The sequence below is a fragment of the Sulfitobacter alexandrii genome, from assembly GCF_001886735.1.
GTDB lineage: Bacteria > Pseudomonadota > Alphaproteobacteria > Rhodobacterales > Rhodobacteraceae > Sulfitobacter > Sulfitobacter alexandrii.
Map to the genome: position 1 here is coordinate 3,316,634 of NZ_CP018076.1, position 21,813 is coordinate 3,338,446.

The following is a 21,813-nucleotide window of genomic DNA, read 5'->3' on the forward strand; positions in this document are numbered from 1 at the left end:
AGTCCGGATCAGTGAACCGTGGCGTCGTTCGGCTTGGGCCGGTTGCTGGCCGCCACGCGGTCCCCGATGATCAGGCCATCAGCGCCCGCGGTCACGGTGATGGTGTCACCGTCCCGGATGTCGCCGGCAAGGATCATCTCGGCCAGCGGATCCTGCAGCGTGCGCTGGATGACCCGCTTGAGAGGTCTCGCCCCGAAGACGGGGTCGTACCCCTCGTCGCCCAGCCATTTCTTGGCGCCCTCATCGAGGTCGAGCACGATCTTGCGCCCAGCCAGCCGCTTGAGCAGACGCTGAAGCTGCACGTCCACGATCCCGGTCATGTTTTCCCGGCTCAAACGGTCGAAGATGATCGTTTCATCCAGCCGGTTCAGGAACTCGGGGCGGAAGTGCGCCCGGACGGCATCCATCACGTCACGCTTGGCCCGCGCCATGTCGCCGCCCTCGGGCAGCTGACTGAGCGCCTGCGCACCCAGGTTCGACGTCAGAACGATCAGCGTCTGCTTGAAGTCGACCCGGTGACCCTGTCCGTCGGTCAGAACACCGTCGTCCAGCACCTGAAGCAGAACGTTGAACACGTCCGGATGCGCCTTTTCGACCTCGTCGAAGAGCACGACCTGATAGGGCCGGCGCCGCACCGCTTCGGTCAGAACGCCACCCTCGTCATATCCGACATAGCCCGGAGGCGCACCGATCAGACGCGCGACGGAGTGTTTCTCCATGAACTCCGACATGTCGATGCGCACCATCGCGTTGTCGTCGTCGAACAGGAACTCCGCCACGGCCTTGGTCAGTTCGGTCTTGCCCACACCGGTCGGCCCGAGGAACAGGAAGCTGCCCAGAGGACGGTTTTCGTCGTTCAGACCCGCGCGCGCACGGCGTACCGCATTCGCGACCGCCTTCACGGCCGAGTCCTGGCCGATCACGCGGGCATGAAGCTGTTCTTCCATGCGCAGCAGCTTGTCGCGTTCGCCTTCCAGCATCTTGCCTGCGGGCACACCGGTCCAGCGTTCGACCACGCTTGCGATCTGCTCGGGGCGCACGGCCTCTTCGACCATCATCCCGTCCTCACGGGATTCGGCAGCCTCCAGTTCCTTTTCCAGCTGCGGGATCACGCCATAGGAAAGCTCACCCGCCTTGGCGAGATTGCCCTCCCGCTTGGCGATGTCGAGATCCGCGCGGGCACGGTCCAGCTTTTCCTTGAGGTCGCGGGCACCCGCCAGCTTGTCGCGCTCCGCCTGCCAGGCGGCAGTCATTTCTGCCGCACGTTCCTGCAGATCGGAAAGGTCCTTCTGCAGCGTGGCAAGCCGATCTTTCGACGCCTGGTCGTCTTCCAGCTTCAGTGCTTCCTCTTCGATCTGAAGCTGAAGAACCTGACGGTCCAGCGCATCGAGCTCCTCGGGCTTGCTGTCGACTTCCATGCGCAGACGGCTTGCAGCCTCGTCCATCAGGTCGATCGCCTTGTCCGGCAGGAACCGGTCGGTGATGTACCGATTGCTGAGCGTCGCCGCTGCCACGAGGGCGGAGTCGCTGATCCGAACGCCGTGATGCAGCTCGTACTTCTCCTTGATGCCCCGCAGGATCGACACGGTGTCCTCCACCGTCGGCTCCTGCACCATGACCGGCTGGAAGCGACGGGCCAGGGCCGCGTCCTTTTCCACGTACTTGCGGTATTCATCCAGGGTGGTCGCACCGACGCAGTGCAGCTCGCCCCGTGCAAGCGCAGGTTTCAACAGGTTGGAGGCATCCATCGCGCCATCGGTCTTGCCCGCGCCCACCAGCGTGTGCATCTCGTCGATGAAGAGGATGATCTCGCCCGCAGCTTCGGTCACCTCGGTCAGCACAGCCTTCAGCCGCTCCTCGAACTCGCCGCGGTACTTGGCGCCAGCGATCAGCGCGCCCATGTCGAGCGCAAGCAGCCGCTTGTTGCGCAGGCTCTCAGGCACGTCGCCGTCGACGATCCGCAAGGCAAGGCCTTCGGCGATGGCCGTCTTGCCGACGCCGGGCTCACCGATCAGCACCGGGTTGTTCTTCGTCCGACGGGACAGCACCTGCATCGCGCGACGAATTTCCTCGTCCCGCCCGATGATCGGGTCGATCCGGCCTTCCTCGGCCCGCTGGGTCAGGTCGGTGCTGTACTTCTTGAGGGCTTCGTAACCGTCCTCTGCGCTGGCCGTGTCGGCAGTACGCCCCTTGCGCACATCGTTGATGGCCGCATTCAGGGCCTGCGCGCTCACCTGCCCCGCCTCGAGCGCGGTTTTCGCAGGCGACTTCACCATGCAAAGCGCCATCAGCAGTCGCTCCACAGGGACGAAACTGTCGCCCGCCTTCTTGGCAAGCGCCTCGGCTTCGGCCAGCACCTTGGCGGTGGTATTGTCCAGATAGACCTGCGCGGCATCGCCGGTGACCTTCGGCAGTTTGCCCAAAGCCAGTGCAAGGTTCTCAGTCACGCGGCGCGCGTTCCCGCCGGCAGCCAAAATCAGGTTCGACGCGAACCCCTGCTCGTCGTCCAGCAATGCTTTCAGGATGTGTTCGGGGGCCAGCCGCTGATGACTTTCGCGAATGGCAATCGTCTGCGCCGCCTGAACGAAGCCGCGCGATCTTTCCGTGAACTTGCTCAAGTCCATGGGTCTCTCCTTTTGTAAAGCGTCCGTGGGCGGACGTGCCCGGCTTGGCGGCACACGTCCTGTCGGACCTCGATCTGAATTTGGGGAGACCGAACCGGTATTCAAGAGGTCAGACCCTGAATTACCACCCCGTCGCCACCACAACATGTTGGGGCAAAGCTGGACTGCATCCACTACCGGAACAGGCTGACTTCGTTGCACAATCCGGCGGTTATCAGCAAAACCGAGTTCTGCAAGAAAAATTTAATACCTGTCTACTTGACTGAAATCACGAAATAAATTATGTTTACCAACAAGGGAAAGCGAAAAATATGAAACCATTTCGCAACACAATCGTTGTTCATGAAAGCAAGAAAGACTTCATGCCATAACGATGATGACCCTTGAGGTGATAACCATGCAGAATTCGAGCATCCAACTTGCAGACGTGATCTATAACCCGGCCGAACAGACGTTCGAGGCATTGGTGACCGTGAACCGCGACGGCGTAACAAGGACATATCCCTGCGCAATCAACGCACCCATCACCATGACTTTCGAGCAGGCGGCCCAAGGGCTGCGCAAGCAGGCGGAGCGCCGTGACGCCAAAGGCGGCGGTATGTATTCCGAGCAAGTGCTTCGCGCCGCCAAGCAGCGTGCCGGCCGTCCCCGCTTTGACCCGCGTCGCTGGCTTGAAAGCCTTGTGGCCCTGCCGGGCAACCGCGCCGCCTGATCTGACACATAGTTTTTCGCGCGTCACCTGCCTGACCGCGAATGCAGGGTGCTGCATCTCTGTCCCGTAGCCACCCTGCCCTCAGAGACCAATGCCTGCCTGCACTGTCTCTGATACACTGGCCCGGATACCGTACATGCGGATCCGGGCCTTTTTTGTGCCGCGCCCGCCTGCTGGAAGAAGACGTGCCGCTTTTCACTGGACACGCGCCGTACAAAGGGACTACGACCCGGGCGTTTGTCCAAGCCAGAGAGGAATGCCAGATGACCGATGACCGTCTCATCGTCGCGCTCGACGTACCCGATGCGCTTTCGGGTCTATCCTTGGCGGAAAAGCTTGGCGACGCTGTCGGTTTCTACAAGATCGGCCTCGGCATGCTGACGGGCGGCGGGCTTGCCCTCGCGAACGAGCTCAAGCAGGAACACGGCAAGCGCATCTTTCTGGACATGAAACTGTTCGACATCGGCGCGACCGTCGAAGCGGCGGTGCGCGGACTTGCCCAGTTCGACCTCGACTTCCTGACCGTTCACGGTGATCCCTACGTCGTCTCGGCTGCCCGCGAAGGTGCAGCGGCACGCGAAACGAAGATCCTTGCGGTGACCATCCTCACCTCGCTGGACCGGGCCGACCTCGACGGCGCGCTCATGCGCGAAGGCGCCATCGCGGATATCGTTCAGGCCAGGGCCGGCCGCGCGTTCGAAGCCGGCGCCGACGGGATCATCTGTTCCCCGCACGAGGCGGCGCTGGTGCGCGGGCTGCCGGAAGCGGCTGGCAAACTGATCGTGACACCGGGGGTCCGGCCCGTCGGGAGCGACGCGGGAGACCAGAAACGCATCATGACGCCCGCCCAGGCCATCGCCTCAGGCGCGGACCACGTCGTCGTGGGCCGGCCGGTCTGGAAGGCCGCCGATCCACGCCAGGCGGTGGAGGACATTCTTGCCGAGATGCAAAGCCCCCAGGCTTCCCATCCAAACGGCAGGACCTAGCCGCGTGAATCCGAAGCGCAGGCTGCACAGATTTCAACCGCAGACTGTAACATAAATGACAACAACGGGCCGGCGGGCGGCAGGTCGGGAATTCCCGACTATGTGCAACCCTCCGCTTCATGGTACCTTGGGGAAGGTGATACTCCCCGACGAACTGGTTCTTCCTGAAGTTCGTCAACTCCCCCCCGCTTGGATGAGCGGGGGGCTTTCTTGAAAAGGATGGTCAGGCCTTTTCACTCCTGTTCCGCCCCAGAAACAGACGAAGCCGCGCCTGGAAGGCGGGAACCGCCTTGGGGTGCGCCAGAAACTCTTCCGGCGTCATCAGCGTCCACCGCTGCCCCTCATCGCCAAAGACGATATCCCCTGCGACCGCCGCGGGCTGCTCCGCCACGAAAAACCACTTCACCTGCCTGTCCTCGTGGAACGCCTGCCGCCAGATGACCGCCGTTTCCGGTACTTGCAGGCCAAGCTCCTCCCGGCATTCCCGCAAGGCGCAGCCGAGCGGAGTCTCCGCCCCCTCGCGACCGCCTCCGGGCAAATCCCAATACCCTGCAAAAGGCAGCCCCGGAATGTCGTCCCGCAAGATCACGACCAGTTTCGCACCGATGAAAAGCGCGAGCTTGGCACCGTCAAAGGCGTCTTCCTGCCCCATGTTCTTTCCTTTGCCCACACGCTACATTGGCAGATAACCCTTCTTATCCGTGTGCCAAGATGGCGAGCCTCTGTCGTGATTGCCTGAAAGAAATTCCTGCCGTGGCGCGGTGCACCGCCTGCGGCAGTCCGCGCATCCTGTCCCACCCGGAATTGATGGAACTGACCATCGCCCACATGGATTGCGACGCCTTCTACGCATCGGTCGAGAAGCGCGACAACCCGGCCCTTGCCGGCAAGCCGGTCATCATCGGCGGCGGTCGGCGCGGCGTGGTGTCCACCGCCTGCTACGTGGCCCGCATCAGGGGCGTGCGCTCTGCCATGCCGATGTTCAAGGCACTTCAACTCTGCCCCGAGGCCGTCATCATCAAGCCTCGCATGGACGCCTATGTCGAAGCCTCCCGCGCCATTCGCGCCATGATGGAGGATCTGACACCGGCGATCGAACCGCTCTCGCTGGATGAGGCCTTTCTTGACATGACCGGCACCACCCGGCTGCACGGCGCCGCCCCCGCCGTGATGCTGGCCAGACTGGTGCGCCGGATGAAGACCGAACTGGGCCTGACAGGTTCCATCGGACTGAGCCACAACAAGTTCCTGGCCAAGGTGGCATCCGACCTCGACAAGCCGCATGGCTTTTCCGTGATCGGGCGCGCCGAAACCGGTGCCTTTCTGCGGAACAAGCCCGTCAGCATGATCTGGGGCGTCGGTGCCGTCACCCAGGCGGCGCTGGAAAAGGCCGGTGTACGCACCTTCGCGGACCTTCTGCGCTGGGAAAAGGACGACCTGATCCTGCGCTTCGGCGGCATGGGGGAGCGCCTGTGGCACCTCGCCCGCGGACAGGACCACCGCCGGGTCTCCGCCCACGAACCGGTCAAGTCCATCTCAAAGGAAACGACCTTCGGAGAGGATACCGGCAATCCGGACATCCTCGACGGGCATATCTGGCGGTTGTCGGTACAGGTCGCGGACCGCGCCAAGGCGAAGGGAATGGCAGGCCGTATCGTGACGCTGAAGCTGAAGCGCGCGAACTTCAAGACGCTGACCCGGCGGGTGTCCCTGCCGGACCATACCCAGCTTGCGGACCGGATCTATCGCCACGCCCGCGCGCTGTTCGATCAGCTGGGCGATCCGGGGCCCTTCCGGCTGATCGGGGTCGGCATTTCCGACCTCGGAACGCCGGATGGCGCGGACCTTGCGGGCGATCTGCTCGACCCGCAGGCCAGCCAGCGCAGCCGCGCCGAACGCGCCACCGACAGCATCCGCAACCGATTCGGGGAACAGGCCATCGTCAAGGGACGCGCGCTGCGCTAAGCGGTTGCCATGCCCGGCTGGTGCGCAGGGACGGCACCTGTTCCGGACGGCTACTCCGCCGCCAGGGGCATCCGGCCCTGGCCGATCTGGGCAATCTCGCTCACGACCTGTCGCAATGCCGCGCGGATGGCTTCGAAATCGCCGTTCGGCCGGATCAGGTCTTCGTTCATGTAAAGAGAGCGGTCGATTTCCACCTGCACGGTGTGCTGCCCCCGCGAAGGTCTTCCGTAGGCCTGCGTGATATAGGCACCGGCAAACGGCGTGTTTCGCGTGACAACGAAACCGGCGGCGACAAAGGCCGCCTCGATCCTGTCCACGACCTCGGCCGTGGCGGAGGCGCCAAAGCGGTCGCCCAGGACAACGTCGGGCCGCCGCATGCCCGACCGCGCCACGCCGTCCATCGCCTCGTGCGGCATCGAATGGCAATCCAGAAGGACCGCCTGCCCGTGTCGCTGGTGCGCGGCATCCAGAAGCTTCTGCAGCATGTCGTGATAGGGCTGCCAGTACCGGTCGATGCGCCGCTGCGCTTCTTGCAGCGTGATCTTGCCCCGATAGATCGCCCGCCCGTTGGCAACCACGCGGGGCACGACCCCCAGCCCGGAGGCGACACGCGGGTTATGCCCCTGCCGACGCACGCCTTCTATCAGGGCGGGATCCAGTTCGTCCGAGGATCGGTTCAGATCGACGAAGGCACGCGGCGCCCCGGCCTTGATGAAGGCAGCCCCGAAACGCGGGGCGCAATCGAACAGCATATCCACGAAAGCGTCTTCCGAGGACCGGATTGCGTGTTCGTCCAGCACCGTGTTGCGCAGAAAGGACCAGGGATAGTCGCGCCCGGAATGGGGCGAGGCAAAGACCACGCAGGACCGGTTGCGATCCGGATGCAGAACTTCGTAGGCGGACTTTGGCATGGCAGCCCCTTTCGGTTCGAACATAGCGCAGAAACTTGAGATGCCAAAAGCCCTTGATCATGTGTCCGACTCCTTTTATAGCACCCCACACGGCGCGGGTTCTCGCGCCCCATTTTGTTTTGGGGCCGTACGTATCCCGTGTTTCAGTGTGGGTGATTAGCTCAGCGGTAGAGCACTTCGTTGACATCGAAGGGGTCACTGGTTCGATCCCAGTATCGCCCACCACCGAAATTCACCGGCCCGACCGCCCCGGCGTGTCTGGCTGCCCCGCAACCCGGCGCTGGTTCGCGCCAGACAGAAAGATGGAGATGGACATGAAAGTTCGCAACTCGCTCCGCTCGCTCAAGAACCGGCACCGTGATTGCCGCGTTGTGCGTCGCAAAGGCCGCGTTTACGTGATCAACAAGACGCAGCGCCGGTTCAAAGCCCGCCAGGGCTGAACTCAGTCAGCAATTGCATTTCAAGGCTGTCCTTCGGGGCAGCCTTTTTCTTTGGGGTCAGCACAGGCGCGGGCGCACCTCGTAGCGCGGGATGCGGTCGTCCGGTCCGTCCGGGTACGGGCCCGGCACGCTGAGCCACCGATCCTCCGGCGCCAGACGCAGCGTCTGGCACAGGCCCTGCGGCGCCGTGCGTATCGCCTCTGCATCCTCCAGGGCCTGGCGCAGGTCGATGACGTGACCCTGCCGCCGGCTGAGGCCCCTGATCCTGAACGTCAGCGGCGTTTCAAGGTCGAAGACCCGTGTTTCCGGCCCGAAAAGGCGCTTCTCCCCCTGCCATTCCCGGCCCGCTGCGATCGAGACGTTGAAGGTGCCGGGCGGCACCAGCACGCGAAAGAACTCTCCACCGTGCGCGTAGGCTGCAAGCGCCGCCGCATCGTCATCGACCGGGGTCAGCATCACGCGATAGTCCAGTCCCGGCGGTGTGCGCAGTTGCAGCGGAAAGACCGCCGGCAGACCGGTCCGGTTCCACATCAGCCCCGGTTCGGGTGCAGCGCGCGACGACGCCGCCAGAAGGGCGACCATCACGGTCAGAAGAACGCGGCACGCGGTGAGGTATCGGCAAAAAGGCATCGGCATCGTGATCTCGCAGCGCGTTGAAGGGTTTCGCCCGGCCTTGCCACCGGGGCGACAAGGAATAGGGTGCCAGAATAGCTGCAAACAGGAAAGGTCATCGCATGACAACCTACACGCCACCCGAGGTCTGGACACAGGACGAAGCAAGCGGCGGCCGCTTCGCATCCATCAACCGTCCTGTCGCGGGGCCTACTCATGACAAGGAGCTGCCGGTCGGCAAGCACCCCTTTCAGCTCTACTCGCTCGCCACGCCCAACGGGGTAAAGGTAACCGTCCTGTTCGAAGAGCTTCTTGCCGCGGGACATGCAGGTGCGGAATACGACGCCTGGATCATCGACATTTCCGAAGGCAACCAGTTCGGCTCCGGCTTCGTCGATGTGAACCCGAATTCCAAGATCCCGGCGCTGATGGATCATTCCGGCGACACGCCGCAACGCGTCTTCGAATCGGCGTCGATCATGATGCACCTCGCCGAGAAGTTCGGTGCCTTCGTCCCCGAGAACCCGTCGGACCGGACCGAGATGTTCAGCTGGCTTTTCTGGCAGATGGGCAGTGCGCCCTACCTCGGCGGCGGCTTTGGTCACTTCTATGCCTATGCGCCGGAAAAATGGAAGTATCCCATCGACCGCTTCACCATGGAAACCAAGCGCCAGCTCGACGTTCTGGACCGTCATCTGGCGGACAAGGAGTGGATGGCGGGCAGCTATTCCATCGCCGACATGGCGATCTGGGCATGGTACGGGCAGCTCGTTCTGGGGCGCCTGTATGACGCGGCGACGTTCCTCGACGTCAAATCGTACAAGAACGTCATGCGCTGGGCCGAGGCGATCGACGCGCGCCCGGCGGTCAAGCGGGGCCGCATGGTCAATCGTGCCTTCGGCGACGACCTGTCGATGCAATTGCATGAACGACATGACGCCAGCGACTTCGAGAACCGGACGCAGGACAAGCTGCAGGACGACAAGGGCTAAAAACTTCGAAAAAGGGTCTGGGCCGCAGCGCGCCTCAGACCCGCCTGCCCCGCCCGACCTGGCGGCAGATCAGGATCACCGGCAACAGCCCCATCGCGACGATCACGAGGCTGGGTACGGCAGCCCCGCCCAGCCGTTCATCGCTCGCCAGCCGATAGGCCTGAACGGCCAGCGTGTCGTAGTTGAACGGCCGCATGATGAGCGTCGCCGGAAGCTCCTTCATCACGTCCACGAAGACGATCAGCAGCGCCGTCAGCAGGCTTGGCGCGAGGATCGGCAGGTGAACCCGCCGCAGCGTGCCCATCGGCCCCTCGCCAAGCGATCGCGCGGCGGCGTCCATGTTGGCATGAACCATCGCCTGCCCGCCTTCGTAGGCCCCGAGTGCAGCAGCCATGAAGCGCACCATGTAGGCCGCCACCAGCAGCCAGATCGAGCCTGTGATCAACAGGCCGGTGGACACGTCGAAGGTGGCGCGCATCCAGGCGTCCAGCGCGTTGTCGAAGGCGGCAAAGGGCACCATCAGTCCCACCGCGATCACACCGCCCGGCACGGCGTACCCCAGCCGTGCGACATAGGCCGCGCCTCGGGACAGGCGGCCGGGCTGCAGCCTGCGAAAGAAGCCGACGCAGATTGCCGCAATCACGGTGACCACCGCTGCGACGCCCGCAAGCGTGACCGAGTTCCGGACAAAACCCAGGTAACGGGGGCTCAGCAGATCCTGCTCGGATCCGAGGCCCATGGTGAGAAGGATTACGATCGGCAGCACCGCGCCGAACGCGACGGGAATCCCGCACAGCACCACCGCCGCAAGGCTCGACCAGCCGCCAAGCTCGATCGGCGGCATGCTGGGCGCTCGGCGGGCGGGATCGTGGTACTTCGCCTTGCCGCGCTGAACCCGTTCCAGCATCGCAAGCAGCAGCGCAACCGACAGCAGGCACAGCGCCAGTTGTGCCGCGCCAGCCCGATCGTAAAGCGAGAACCAGGACGTATAGATGCCGGTGGCGAACGTCTGTACGCCGAAATAGGCCACGGTGCCGAAATCGGCGATGGTCTCCATCACCGCCAGCAAGACGCCGCCCGCGATCGCGGGCCGTGCAAGCGGGAGGCTGACCTTGAAAAAGGCGGCAAAGGCCGATGATCCCAGCGCCCGCGCGGCAAGGAAGGTCGTGCCGCTTTGCTGCAGGAACGCGGCGCGCGCCAGCAGGTACACATAGGGATAGAGGACGAGGATCAGCATGATCGCCGCCCCGCCGAGCGACCGCACATCCGGAAACCAGTATTCCCGGGGGCCCCAGCCCGTCATCTCGCGCAGGGTGGTTTGCACGATACCGGGGTGATCAAGGATGTAGGTGTAGGCATAGGCGAGCACGTAGGCCGGAAAGGCCAGCGGCAGCACCAGAACGATCTCGAAGAACCGCACGCCGGGAAAGCGTGTCATCGTCACCAGCCAGGCCGCACCGACGCCCACGGCAAAGGTTCCCAGCGCCACCAGCACCACCAGCTTGAACGTTGTCCAGGTATAGGCGCCCAGAACGGTCGAAACGAGGTGCCTCACCGTGTCGGTGCCGCCACTGAGCGCCGCGATCAGCACCGCGATCATGGGCAGCGCACAGGTCACCGCGACAAGCAACGCCACGGTCGCCAGCCCCCGCATCCGGTCCGTCCGGGCGGGGCGCTTTTGCACGGTCTGGGCAGGGGCATGGGTCATGCCCCTATTTCGATGATTTCAGTCAGGAATGCCAGACCTCCGCACCCGCCCAATGGAACAATTCAATCGGCTGGGTGGTTTCCCGGACATGAAGGATGATCGCCAGACCGACAGACAGACCGCCACGCTTTACCGCATGGTGATGCCCGATCACCTGTGTCCCTTCGGCCTCAAGGCGAAGGATCTGCTTGAGCGCGAAGGTTTCGAGGTCGAGGACCATCATCTGGAAACGCGCGAAGAGACCGACCGTTTCAAGGACCGCGAGAACGTCGAGACCACACCGCAGGTCTATATCGGCGGCCAACGGATCGGCGGATACGTCGAACTGCGGGTTCATCTGGGGCATGACGATGCCGAAGACGACGGCAAGAGCTACCGGCCGGTCATCGCGCTGTTCGCGATGGCTTTCGCCATGAGCATGGCGCTGTGCCTGCTGTCTTTCGGTACGGTGCTGACCATCATGGTTCTGCCCAAGTTCGTCGCCACCGCGATGTGCCTGCTGGCGCTGCAGAAACTGCAGGACGTGGAAAGTTTCTCCACCATGTTCCTCAACTACGACCTGCTGGCCCGCCGCTGGGTACGCTACGGCAAGATCTATCCCTACGCCGAAGGGCTGGCAGGGGTGCTCATGCTGGCCGGCGTTGCGACATGGCTTTCCGCGCCGGTTGCGTTTTTCATCGGCACGGTGGGGGCCGTATCGGTCTTCAAGGCGGTCTACATCGACAAGCGGGAATTGAAATGCGCCTGCGTCGGTGGAGACAGCAACGTGCCGCTTGGGTTCATTTCCCTTACCGAGAACCTCATGATGGTCGCCATGGCGATCTGGATGACCGCCACGGCACTGTAACTCAGTCGTAGCTGCGCTGATCCTCGATCACCAGGCCGTCCTTGGGCAGGGTGCCCGGATCGACGATCACGACCTCTCCTTTCAGCTTGAGCAGGCTGGCCACCGATTGCGCGTAAAGCGTCGCATCGCCCCCCGAAGCCTCGATGTGGACTGTCATCACGTCCTTCTCGCCGGCGCGGCTGGCGACCACGCGCGCCTTGTTGATCTCGTCGTGCTGGGCCACCAGCGCCGCCACCTGCTCGGGCCGGACGAACATCCCCTTGATCTTCGTCGTCTGGTCCGCGCGGCCCATCCAGCCCTTGATCCGGGTGTTGGTGCGTCCGCAGGGGCTTTGCCCCGGCATCAGGGCAGACAGATCCCCGGTGGCAAACCGGATCAGCGGATAGTCCGGATTCAGCGACGTCACGACAACCTCGCCCACCTCGCCCGGCGGAACGGGATCACCGGTGCCGGGCGTCACGATCTCGACGATCACCCCCTCGTCGACGATCATCCCCTCCATCGCTGCGCTTTCATACGCGACATTGCCCAGATCGGCGGTGGCGTAACACTGCAGGCAGGAAATGCCACGATCCGCGTAGTACTGGCGCAAGCTGGGAAACAGCGCACCGCCGCCGACCGCCGCCTTGGTGATGCCAAGGCTCACGCCCATCTCGTCCGCCTTCTCGAGGATGACCTTCAGATAGTCCGGCGTTCCGGCATAGGCTGTCGTGCCCACGTCGCGGGCAGCGGTGACCTGCAGTTCGGTTTGCCCGACGCCAGCGGGCAGCACCATCGCCCCCACCGCCCGCGCGCCGCTTTCGAACATATGGCCCGCCGGGGTCAGATGGTATCCAAAGCAATTCTGCACGATGTCATCGGGCCCCAGCCCCGCCGCGTGCAGGAACCGCCCCATCCTGAACCAGTCCGCGCTGCTGCCGCCGGGTTCATAGATCGGGCCCGGCGACTGGAACACGTGCGTGGCGTTGCGCACCGCCATCCCGCCGAAGGGAGGCGCCGCCTTCTGCCGGCCGGAGAGGTCGGATTTGCGCAGCACCGGCAGTTTCGGCAGATCCTCGGGCCCCGTCACGCGCGCAGCCGCTTCCCGCCAGGCGTCGTCGGCATCGCCGAGACCTGCAAGAACCTGCCGCAACTGCCCGGCCTGCGCCGTCGCCCGTTCATCCGCGCTGCGGGTTTCCAGTTCATCGAAATAGGATGCGGACATGATTTCGACCCTCGTGTTCCTTGAAAGAAGGGCATCGCGCCCGATTGACACTCGTTCGTCCCGGCGAGGCGTCTGCCTGCCGCTCAGGAAAGCCATCTCTTGCGGCGGCGGTAGCTGCGCACGTCGCGGTAGCTCTTGCGGCCCTCGTCGGACAAACCGAGGTAGAATTCCTTCACATCCTGATTCTCGCGCAGGTCGGCAGCCGGCCCGTCCATGACCACGCGCCCCGATTCGAGGATGTAGCCGTAATGCGCAAACCGGAGCGCCACATTGGTGTTCTGTTCGGCCAGAAGAAAGGTCACCCCCTCCTTCTCGTTGATCGTCTTCACGATCTCGAAGATCTGTTCGACCAGCTGCGGTGCGAGCCCCATCGATGGCTCGTCGAGCAGGATCGTCTCGGGCCGGGACATGAGCGCACGGCCCACGGCGCACATCTGCTGCTCTCCGCCCGAGGTATAGCCGGCCTGGCTCCGGCGGCGCTCCTTCAGGCGCGGAAAGTAATCATAAACCATTTCGAGGTCGGCGTTGATCTGCGCCGTGCCGTCGGTCCGCGTGTAGGCCCCCGTCAGCAGGTTCTCCTCGATCGTCAGGTGTTCAAAGCAATGGCGGCCTTCCATCACCTGCACGACACCCTTCTTCACCGTTTCCGCGGGGTCCGCATGGTGGATCGGTGCGCCGCGGTACTTGATCGACCCTTTCGTCACTTCCCCGCGTTCGGAGGCCAGCAATCCTGAAATCGCCTTGAGCGTGGTGGTCTTGCCTGCCCCGTTGCCGCCGAGCAGAGCGGTGATACCCCCCTTCGGCACGTTCAGGCTCACGCCTTTCAGCACGAGGATCACGTGGTTGTAGATCACCTCGATGTTGTTGACCTCCAGCACGTTGTCCACGGCCACATCGGTGGTATCAGTGTGATCCAGCATGATTTTCGTCTTTCAAACAGGGTCGGGTGGGTGCCCGGCCCGCGCCACTGCGCGGACCGGGCTGTCAGCTCAGTTGCAGCCGGGCTCGATGTTGTTCTCCGCGGCATAGGCGGCCGAATCTTCCTCGATCAGCGGCCCCACCACCTCGGCATCCGTTTCCGAGAAGTCGGAGATCAGCGTCCACTCCTTCGCTTCGGCATCCCACTGGGTCACACCGACGAGGCCGTTGCCGCCATGGTTCTCGCAGCTCACCTTGAAGGTCGGGCCAAAGCCCGGCAGGCCGAGTTCGGTCATCTTTTCCTCGGTGATGTCGAGGGCTTCCATGCCGTCACGCATCATCGCGGGCGTGATGTCCTTGGTGCCGTGGATTTCCATCGCGTTCTTGGCAGCCTCGGCGGCCAGCATCGCGGCGTAAAGCCCACGGTTGTAGAGCACCGTACCGATCTGGTCGCCAGCACCCGCGGCAAGCCCCTTGTCCACGACATGCGTCTTGATGTCGTCGAACACCGGGAAGTCGCTTCCCACGCCATGGAAGGTCAGCGCCTTGTAGCCGTCCGCGGCAGCACCGGCCGCCAGCACGTCGTTCTCCGAGCCGGACCACCAGATGCCGATGAAGTTCTCCATCGGGAACCGGATGTTCGCCGCTTCCTGAACGGCGACCTGGTTCATCACGCCCCAGCCGTACATGATGACGTAATCCGGCTTGTCACGGCGAATCTGAAGCCACTGTGACTTCTGCTCCTGACCCGGATGGTCCACCGGCACCTCGACGAATTCGAATCCATGCTTCTTGGACAGCTCCTGCAGCGTGCGGATCGGTTCCTTGCCGTAGGCGGAGTTGTGATAGACCAGCGCGATCTTCTTGCCGCTGAGGTCGCCACCGTTTTCCTTCAGCAGGTAGCTGATCGCCGCAGAGGCGCCATCCCAGTAGTTTGCGGGATAGTTGAAGGTATGCGTGAAGACGGCGCCGTTCTTGGCCGAGGTCCGACCGTAGCCCATGGTGTGCATCGGGATATCGTCGGCGGTGGTTTTCGGAATCAGCTGGTAGGTGATCCCCGTCGACAGTGGCTGATACACGAGGCCGCCGCTGTCCTTGAGGGATTCGTAGCACTCCACGCCCTTCTCGGTGTTATAGGCGGTCTCGCATTCCGGCACGCTGGTCATCACGCCGTTGATGCCACCGTCACGCTCGTTCAGCATGGTGAAGTAGTCGGCATAGCCATCCGCAAAGGGAATCCCGCCCGCGGCGTATGGGCCGGTCCGGTAGCTCAGCGACGGAAAGACGAGATCCGCCATCGCCGGGGCGGCGGCCATCATGCCCGCGACCGCCAGTGTTGCCAGTTTCAGTTTCATCGGTGTTTCCTCCCTTGGATTTTGTCCGACTTTCTTCTGCATTGGGTACGAGTTCTTTTTCGCACCATGGCCGCCCCTAGTGCGGGAAGGGCCACAATCTGAGTTTTTCCTTGGCCACCCGCCAAAGCTGGGCGATGCCGTGCGGCTCCGCGATCAGGAACAGGATGATGAGCGCCCCCACGATCACCAGCTGCAGGTGTGCCACGATATCCGTGGGCCAGCCCAGCCAATCCACGCCGACAACCTTCAGAAGGACCGGCAGCAGCACCAGGAAAGCCGCCCCCGCGAAGGAGCCGAAGATGCTGCCCAGCCCGCCGATGATGATCATGAACAAAACGAGGAAAGACTTCTGGATGCCGAAAGCCTCACCCACTTCGACCGCGCCAAGGTAAATGGCAAAGAACAGCGCCCCGGAAATCCCGATGAAGAACGACGAAATTGCAAAGGCGGTCAGCTTGGCTCGCAGCGGATTCACACCGATGATTTCCGCCGCAATGTCCATGTCACGGATCGCCATCCACTTGCGCCCCACAGACCCCCGGGTCAGGTTACGCGCCACCAGCGCGCTGAAGATGGTGAAGATCAGGCAGAAAACGTAGGTCGCCCAGGCCTCGGCATTGGGGCCGGTGATGACGATCCCGAACACGTCACGCTCGGGCGCGTTGATCTGGCCGGAGGCAGAGTAATTGTAGAACCACGGAAACCGGTTGAAGAGCCAGACGAGGAAGAACTGCGCCGCCAGTGTCGCCACCGCCAAGTAGAACCCCTTGATCCGCAGCGACGGCAGGCCGAACAGCACACCGACCCCCGCGGTGATCGCACCGGCAAGGATGACGTGAATGAACATGCTGACTTCGGGCATCGCGGTCATCAGCTTGTAGCAGGCATAGGCCCCCACGGCCATGAAACCGCCTGTCCCGAGGCTCACCTGTCCGCAGTATCCCACGAGGATGTTCAGTCCGATCGCGGCAATGGCGTAGATCAGAAAGGGCAGCAGCAGCGAATTCGCCCAGTAGTCATTGATGACGAAAGGGACCACCACGATCGCGACAAAGAGCACGATGTAGTAGCGGTACCGGTCGAACCGGATCGGAAAGGTCTGCTGATCCTCGGCATATGTCGTGCGAAAATCGCCCGCTTCACGGTAGAACATCAGCGTGCCCTTTCTTCAGATAGTGCTTCAAACCAGATCATTAGCAAGCACACTCCGGTAACGCCGGGTAAGGAATAGAGCACGAAGTCACCACTATCAGAGACCGAAAGAAGAACGCTGACGATCAGGAGAAGTGCGCCTATTCCAAGGGCGGCAAAGGTGAATAGACCCTTCAGAGGCGGATCGACCGAACGAGAAACAAACAAGGCGAGCACTGCGATTCCAAGGATAACCGTGCTGGCCGGCAGAGCGGCGGATGCCACCACAGAGTCCGGATTGTACGAAAGCGCCACACTCCATCCCAGATAGGCCATGACCATTGTCGCAAGTGTCGTAATCATGCCGACTGCGGCAGCAAGAGCGTACATCAGGAACCTCCTTGCGCTTTCCGAAACTTCAAACCCGCTCAATGATCCGCTCCCCGAACAGGCCCTGCGGCCGGAATACCAGGAACAGCAGTGCCAGCATGTAGGCAAACCAGTTCTCCGTCGCCCCGCCGAGGTAGGGCGCGCCGATCAGGAACTCGAACAGCTTCTCGCCCACCCCGATGATCAGCCCGCCCACGATCGCGCCGGGGATCGACGTGAACCCGCCCAGCATCAGCACCGGCAATGCCTTGAGCGCGATCAGCGACAGCGAGAACTGCACGCCGGACTTGGCCCCCCACATGATCCCCGCGACCAGAGCCACGAAACCGGCCAGCGACCAGACCAGCACCCAGATGAAGTTCAGCGACACGCCCACCGACAGCGCCGCCTGGTGGTCGTCGGCCACGGCACGCATGGCGCGGCCCTGCTTGGTGTACTGCGCGAACATCACGAGGCCGATCACCAGCACCGCCGCCACGATCGACGCGACGATATCCAGGTTGTCGATGAAGACGCCGGTGCCAAGGGCCTCGAACGTGGTCTCGTCCAGCCACATGTTCATGCCCTGCGGCAGGCAGGCCCCCTCGGCCGCGCAGACGTCCAGCGCCTTCAGCTCGGACCCCCACATCAGGTCCGCCACCCCTTCGAGGAAATAGGCCAGCCCGATGGTGGCCATGAACAGGATGATCGGCTCCTGCCCGACAAGGTGCCGGAAAACGAACTTCTGCACCGCCCAGGCGAGCACGATCATCACCACCACCGTCAGCAGGATCGCGACGAAACTGTGCACGGTCCAGCCAAAGCCGTGTACGTCCGTGCCGAAGACGGCGTTGATGAGGTGCGCAAAGGGCACCTGCCCGTTCTGGATGCCGACCAGCGTCATCGCGGCGAAAAGCGCCATGACGCCCTGCGCATAGTTGAAAATTCCCGAAGCCTTGTAGATCAGGACGAACCCGAGAGCCACGAGCGCGTAGAGCACCCCGGCCATCAGCCCGTTCAGCAGCACCTCGATGGTGTAGACCAGTTGTTCAGGCATCAGCTCATATCCCTTTCGCATCGCGTTGAGCCACTGCCGGACAGCAGCGCCATGAATACGGGTCCGCGCGTCTGGTCCAGCAGAAGCGTCACGTTGTAGTGCTGTCCGTTCCAGCCGCAGCCAAGATAGGTGGCTTGCGTGTCAGTCTGTAGGAAAGGCTCTCCCAACCGCTTGTCCGCGACCTGTGTCTCGGCCCAGGCCCGCAACGTGCCGAATGCCGCATCGCCAAAGCGGCCCGGGGTCGCATTGCCGCAGGCGACGAAATCCGGGGTGTCCGACACGGCGCCCATCGGTGCCGATATGCGCAGCAATACGGGCAGCTCCCCCTCCGGCGTCTCACCGGCCAGAAATACATCCGGGTTGCCGCACAGGCCGCTGTCGCACTCCACGACGGCGCCATCCTCGCCAACCTCTACCGGGGTCAAACCGTCGAGTTCGGCAAGCCGGCCGGTTTCGAGGTAGCGCAGGCAACCGTCCAGCATTGCCACCGCACCGTCCGCCCGCGCCACGGCCCCCCCGAGCAGGGCCGCGCCGACGATTCCGGCGATCCAGAGAGCGCAAAACCTACTCATGCGCCACCCCAAGGTAGGCGTCGATCACGTCCTGGTTGTTGCGTACCTCTGCCGGGGTGCCGTCGCCTATCTTCTTGCCGTAATCCATCACCACGACCCGGTCGGAGAGGTCCATGACCACGCCCATGTCATGTTCGATCAGCGCGATTGTGGTGCCGAATTCGTCGTTCACGTCGAGGATGAAGCGGCTCATGTCCTCCTTCTCCTCCACGTTCATGCCCGCCATCGGCTCGTCCAGCAGCAGGATCGACGGCTCCGCCGCCAGCGCCCGCGCCAGTTCGACCCGCTTTTTCAGGCCATAGGGCAGCCGCGCCACCGGCGTCTTGCGGATCGCCTGGATCTCGAGAAAGTCGATGATCTTTTCCGCGACTTCCCGGTTCTCGATCTCCTCGCGCTCCGCCTTTCCCTTCCAGATCGACTGCGCGAACATTCCGGTACTCATGTGCGGCAGGCGGCCGGTCATCACGTTGTCCAGCACGCTCATCCCCTCGAACAACGCGATGTTCTGGAACGTGCGGGCAATCCCCTGCTGCGCCACCTGGAACGGCTTCATCGTCGGGCGGCGCGCGCCCTTGTACCAGACCTCGCCCTCCTGCGGGACATAGAACCCGGAAATCACGTTCAGCATAGAGGATTTGCCGGCGCCGTTCGGCCCGATGATCGCGCGGATCTCTCCCTCGCGGATGTCGAAGGAAATATCCTTGATCGCCTCCACCCCGCCGAACCGCAGCGTGATGTTCTTCATCTCCATCACGACGCCGCCGATCTTGCGGCCATCGGCAGTGACGTAGCCTTCGGTCTGGTCAAGCATCACGACATCTCCGTTTCGCAAGGTACAAGTTCGTCCTTCCGCGCCAATCCGGCGTTCATGGCGGCGATGGGAAACGACGGCAGCCCCCAGACCACGGCCGACACGGCCCGTTCTTCGTCTATGGATTTTCGCAGCACCAGATTGAGCTCTTCGTCCTGGTTCGCCTGATCGGCGCAGACTTCATAGCCCCGCCCCTGCATCTTCTCGACAAGGCCCGGCATATCCGCCGTCATCGCCTCGGCCTTGCTGCGACGGCCTGCCCGTTCCTCGGCGCGCCGGTCGTCAGGCAGGACGTAATCGTCGCGAAATGCGACGATGCAGGAAACACCCCCCGCCGCGAGAGTCCTCCAGCGCAGGACATGTGTATCGGTTACAAGCCGCTCGCTTTCGGGCGGGTTTGCTCCTTCTTCAATCACCGGGAGGCACTCGTCGAGAAAGGCCTGCATGGCTTCATCCATGTCCGCGAACGCAGGGCCGGCAAAAACGGCTGCCAGTACGCCCATCACGGCGTTTCGGCTTGCGGCCATCACTCTGCCGCCTCCAGCACCGGCGCATCCGCGGCCTGGACCTCGGCATCCACGATCTTCAGCGTCGCCTTGATCGAGCCCTTGCGCCCGTCCTCGTAGGTCACTTCCGTCACCGTGCTGACCGTCTCTGACCCGTCATACAGCGCCGCGATGATGTCGTCGTATTTCTCACCGATGATCTTGCGGCGCACCTTGCGGGTGCGTGTCAGTTCGCCATCGTCCGCGTCCAGTTCCTTGTGCAGCACGACGAAGCGGTGCACCTGGCATCCCGACAGCATTTCGTCACTGGCGATGGAGGCGTTGACCTCCTCGACGTGGCTCTGGATCGTGGCCAGCACCTGCGGATGTTGTGCCAGCTCCTGGTAGGAGGCGTAGCCGATGTTGTTGCGCTCGGCCCAGTTGCCCACGGCCGACAGGTCGATATTGATGAACGCGGTGCATTCGTCGCGCCCATTGCCGAATACGACGGCTTCGAGGATGTTCGGATAGAACTTCAGCTTGTTCTCGACGTACTTGGGGGCGAACAGGGATCCATCCGCCATCTTGCCCACATCCTTGGCACGGTCGATGATGCGCAGGTGACCCGTGTCTTCCTCGATGAAACCGGCGTCACCCGTGGCGACCCAGCCCTCCGCATCCTTGGTCTCGGCCGTGCTTTCCGGGTTCTTGTAGTATTCCACGAACACCCCCGGCGACCGGTAGAAGACCTCGCCGTTTTCGGCGATCTTCAGTTCCACGCCGGGACAGCTCACCCCCACCGTGTCCGAACGCACCTCGCCATCGGGCTGCGCGGTGATGAATACCGTGGCCTCGGTCTGGCCATAGAGCTGCTTCAGGTTGATGCCCAGCGCGCGGTAGAAATCGAATATCTCCGGCCCGATCGCCTCGCCCGCGGTATAGCCCACGCGCACCCTGCTCAGGCCCAGCGTATTCTTGAGCGGCCCATAGATCATCACCTCGCCCAGCCGGTATTTCAGGCGGTCAAGGGTTCCGACCTTGCGGCCATCGAGGATCGCGGGGCCGACCTTGCGGGCATGGGCGAGGAACGTGTCGAACAGCCACTTCTTGAACCGGCCCGCGTCTTCCATCCGGATCATGACGTTGGTCAGCTGCGTCTCGAACACGCGGGGCGGCGCAAAGTAATAGGTGGGACCGATCTCGCGCAGGTCCACCTGCATCGTATCGGCGGACTCGGGACAGTTGGTGCAGAACCCGGTCCACAGTGCCTGCCCCACGGAAAAGATGAAATCGCCCACCCAGGCCATGGGCAGATAGGCCAGAATATCGTCGGTCTGCCGCAGCCCGTCGAACTGGGACGAGGATTTCGCCGTTTCAATGATATTGCGGTTCGACAGCACAACCCCCTTGGGCTTGCCGGTCGTACCGGACGTATAGAGCATCACGCCGGTGCTGTCGTAAGCGAGCTTGGCCTGCCGCGCCTCCATCTCCTTGATGTGCTTTTCCCGGTTTTCCCGCCCGATCTCCTGCACCCGGCTGTACTGGGCCAGGGCGGAATGATCGTATTTCCGCAACCCCCGCGGATCGAGATAGATCATCTGCTCGAAAGCGGGCAGCCGGTCCTGCACCTCGATGATCTTGTCCACCTGCTCCTGATCGCCCACCACCGCGAACCGCGCGCCGCAATGGTCCATCACGTAGGCCATCTCCTCGGCATTCGAATCCTGGTAAAGCGGGACCGGAATCGCCCCGACCATCTGCGCCGCCATCATCGCCCAGTAGAGGTAGGGGCGATTGCGCCCGATGATGGCGATGAAATCGCCCTCCCGGGCGCCCATTTCCATCAGACCCAGCGCCAGGGCCTCGACCTCGTCACGGGTCTGCGACCACGTCCAGCTCTGCCAGATGCCGTATTCCTTTTCACGGTAGGCAGGCGAATCCGCAAACTTCTCGGCGTTGCGGTGCAAAAGCGCCGGAACGGAAGCGGGTCCGTCGGCGCGCGTCAGCGGCTTGGCCAAATTTCGTTCCTCCCAGTGCCGCATTCCCGCGGCGCGATCACTTTGCGCGATTCTTTCACCCGTCAAAGGTGATGATCCGATGCTGTCGGTCAACTT

Annotated in this window: 21 protein-coding genes and 1 tRNA gene; 7 read left to right on the forward strand and 15 right to left on the reverse strand. The window is 63.1% G+C overall.

The features are described 5' to 3' along the window. Nucleotides 1-8: 8 nt before the first annotated feature. Entirely contained in the window at nucleotides 9-2,624 is a 2,616-nt protein-coding gene (gene clpB, locus BOO69_RS16225; RefSeq protein ID WP_071973109.1) for an ATP-dependent chaperone ClpB, read from the reverse strand. Between the two features lie 373 nt (nucleotides 2,625-2,997). Between clpB and BOO69_RS16230 the strand changes: the two genes are divergently transcribed. Both BOO69_RS16230 and pyrF read left to right on the forward strand, forming a co-directional pair. Next, nucleotides 2,998-3,336, forward strand: a complete 339-nt coding sequence (locus tag BOO69_RS16230) for an orotidine 5-phosphate decarboxylase (protein WP_237267501.1) — start codon at nucleotides 2,998-3,000, stop codon at nucleotides 3,334-3,336. Between the two features lie 263 nt (nucleotides 3,337-3,599). Continuing rightward, complete coding sequence (gene pyrF / locus BOO69_RS16235) at nucleotides 3,600-4,322, forward strand: orotidine-5'-phosphate decarboxylase (protein WP_071973110.1); 723 nt, start codon at nucleotides 3,600-3,602, stop codon at nucleotides 4,320-4,322. Between the two features lie 223 nt (nucleotides 4,323-4,545). Here pyrF and BOO69_RS16240 read toward each other — a convergent pair whose 3' ends face one another. Continuing rightward, nucleotides 4,546-4,974 (reverse strand): NUDIX hydrolase, encoded by a 429-nt coding sequence (locus tag BOO69_RS16240; protein ID WP_071973111.1) that lies wholly within the window; start codon nucleotides 4,972-4,974, stop codon nucleotides 4,546-4,548. Between the two features lie 59 nt (nucleotides 4,975-5,033). On the opposite strand from BOO69_RS16240, the gene BOO69_RS16245 reads away from it, so the two are divergent. Next, complete coding sequence (locus tag BOO69_RS16245) at nucleotides 5,034-6,287, forward strand: DNA polymerase IV (protein WP_071973112.1); 1,254 nt, start codon at nucleotides 5,034-5,036, stop codon at nucleotides 6,285-6,287. A 50-nt stretch (nucleotides 6,288-6,337) separates the two neighbouring features. Here BOO69_RS16245 and BOO69_RS16250 read toward each other — a convergent pair whose 3' ends face one another. Continuing rightward, entirely contained in the window at nucleotides 6,338-7,198 is an 861-nt protein-coding gene (locus BOO69_RS16250) for an N-formylglutamate amidohydrolase (protein ID WP_071973876.1), read from the reverse strand. 150 nt (nucleotides 7,199-7,348) lie between these two features. Between BOO69_RS16250 and BOO69_RS16255 the strand changes: the two genes are divergently transcribed. Next, nucleotides 7,349-7,423: transfer RNA gene (locus BOO69_RS16255), tRNA-Val, on the forward strand. Nucleotides 7,424-7,512: 89 nt separating this feature from the next. Then, complete coding sequence (gene ykgO, locus BOO69_RS23710) at nucleotides 7,513-7,638, forward strand: type B 50S ribosomal protein L36 (RefSeq protein ID WP_005850168.1); 126 nt, start codon at nucleotides 7,513-7,515, stop codon at nucleotides 7,636-7,638. A 57-nt stretch (nucleotides 7,639-7,695) separates the two neighbouring features. Here ykgO and BOO69_RS16265 read toward each other — a convergent pair whose 3' ends face one another. Beyond that, entirely contained in the window at nucleotides 7,696-8,274 is a 579-nt protein-coding gene (locus BOO69_RS16265) for a hypothetical protein (RefSeq protein ID WP_083545549.1), read from the reverse strand. A gap of 98 nt (nucleotides 8,275-8,372) precedes the next feature. Between BOO69_RS16265 and yghU the strand changes: the two genes are divergently transcribed. Further along, on the forward strand, nucleotides 8,373-9,242 hold the full coding sequence (yghU, locus tag BOO69_RS16270) for a glutathione-dependent disulfide-bond oxidoreductase (protein WP_071973114.1): 870 nt from the start codon (nucleotides 8,373-8,375) through the stop codon (nucleotides 9,240-9,242). Nucleotides 9,243-9,276: 34 nt separating this feature from the next. Here yghU and BOO69_RS16275 read toward each other — a convergent pair whose 3' ends face one another. Then, nucleotides 9,277-10,896, reverse strand: coding sequence for an ABC transporter permease (locus tag BOO69_RS16275; protein ID WP_071973878.1), 1,620 nt, complete (start codon nucleotides 10,894-10,896; stop codon nucleotides 9,277-9,279). Nucleotides 10,897-11,038: 142 nt separating this feature from the next. Between BOO69_RS16275 and BOO69_RS16280 the strand changes: the two genes are divergently transcribed. After that, the gene (locus tag BOO69_RS16280) at nucleotides 11,039-11,797 is read left to right on the forward strand and encodes a glutaredoxin family protein (protein WP_071973879.1); all 759 of its coding nucleotides are present in this window, start codon (nucleotides 11,039-11,041) and stop codon (nucleotides 11,795-11,797) included. 1 nt (nucleotide 11,798) lies between these two features. On the opposite strand, the gene BOO69_RS16285 is transcribed toward BOO69_RS16280, so the two are convergent. The 10 genes from BOO69_RS16285 to BOO69_RS16330 form a co-directional block, all read right to left on the reverse strand. Continuing rightward, nucleotides 11,799-13,001 (reverse strand): phenylacetate--CoA ligase family protein, encoded by a 1,203-nt coding sequence (locus tag BOO69_RS16285; RefSeq protein ID WP_071973115.1) that lies wholly within the window; start codon nucleotides 12,999-13,001, stop codon nucleotides 11,799-11,801. 83 nt (nucleotides 13,002-13,084) lie between these two features. After that, complete coding sequence (locus BOO69_RS16290; protein WP_071973116.1) at nucleotides 13,085-13,921, reverse strand: ABC transporter ATP-binding protein; 837 nt, start codon at nucleotides 13,919-13,921, stop codon at nucleotides 13,085-13,087. A gap of 69 nt (nucleotides 13,922-13,990) precedes the next feature. Then, on the reverse strand, nucleotides 13,991-15,274 hold the full coding sequence (locus tag BOO69_RS16295; protein ID WP_071973117.1) for an ABC transporter substrate-binding protein: 1,284 nt from the start codon (nucleotides 15,272-15,274) through the stop codon (nucleotides 13,991-13,993). A gap of 76 nt (nucleotides 15,275-15,350) precedes the next feature. Continuing rightward, nucleotides 15,351-16,427 (reverse strand): branched-chain amino acid ABC transporter permease, encoded by a 1,077-nt coding sequence (locus BOO69_RS16300; protein ID WP_071973118.1) that lies wholly within the window; start codon nucleotides 16,425-16,427, stop codon nucleotides 15,351-15,353. Continuing rightward, nucleotides 16,427-16,795 carry a hypothetical protein gene (locus BOO69_RS16305; protein WP_071973119.1) on the reverse strand — a complete coding sequence of 123 codons (369 nt, stop codon included), beginning with the start codon at nucleotides 16,793-16,795 and terminating at the stop codon, nucleotides 16,427-16,429. Before BOO69_RS16305 ends, BOO69_RS16300 begins: the two co-directional genes overlap by 1 nt. Before the next feature lie 28 nt (nucleotides 16,796-16,823). After that, entirely contained in the window at nucleotides 16,824-17,831 is a 1,008-nt protein-coding gene (locus tag BOO69_RS16310; protein WP_071973120.1) for a branched-chain amino acid ABC transporter permease, read from the reverse strand. After that, nucleotides 17,831-18,403, reverse strand: a complete 573-nt coding sequence (locus BOO69_RS16315; protein ID WP_071973121.1) for a hypothetical protein — start codon at nucleotides 18,401-18,403, stop codon at nucleotides 17,831-17,833. The genes BOO69_RS16310 and BOO69_RS16315 overlap by 1 nt, the downstream gene beginning before the upstream one ends. After that, the gene (locus BOO69_RS16320; protein ID WP_071973122.1) at nucleotides 18,396-19,214 is read right to left on the reverse strand and encodes an ABC transporter ATP-binding protein; all 819 of its coding nucleotides are present in this window, start codon (nucleotides 19,212-19,214) and stop codon (nucleotides 18,396-18,398) included. Before BOO69_RS16320 ends, BOO69_RS16315 begins: the two co-directional genes overlap by 8 nt. Continuing rightward, nucleotides 19,214-19,741, reverse strand: coding sequence for a hypothetical protein (locus tag BOO69_RS16325; RefSeq protein ID WP_071973123.1), 528 nt, complete (start codon nucleotides 19,739-19,741; stop codon nucleotides 19,214-19,216). Before BOO69_RS16325 ends, BOO69_RS16320 begins: the two co-directional genes overlap by 1 nt. Continuing rightward, complete coding sequence (locus BOO69_RS16330; protein ID WP_071973880.1) at nucleotides 19,741-21,717, reverse strand: AMP-binding protein; 1,977 nt, start codon at nucleotides 21,715-21,717, stop codon at nucleotides 19,741-19,743. The genes BOO69_RS16325 and BOO69_RS16330 overlap by 1 nt, the downstream gene beginning before the upstream one ends. Between the last annotated feature and the right edge of the window lie 96 nt (nucleotides 21,718-21,813).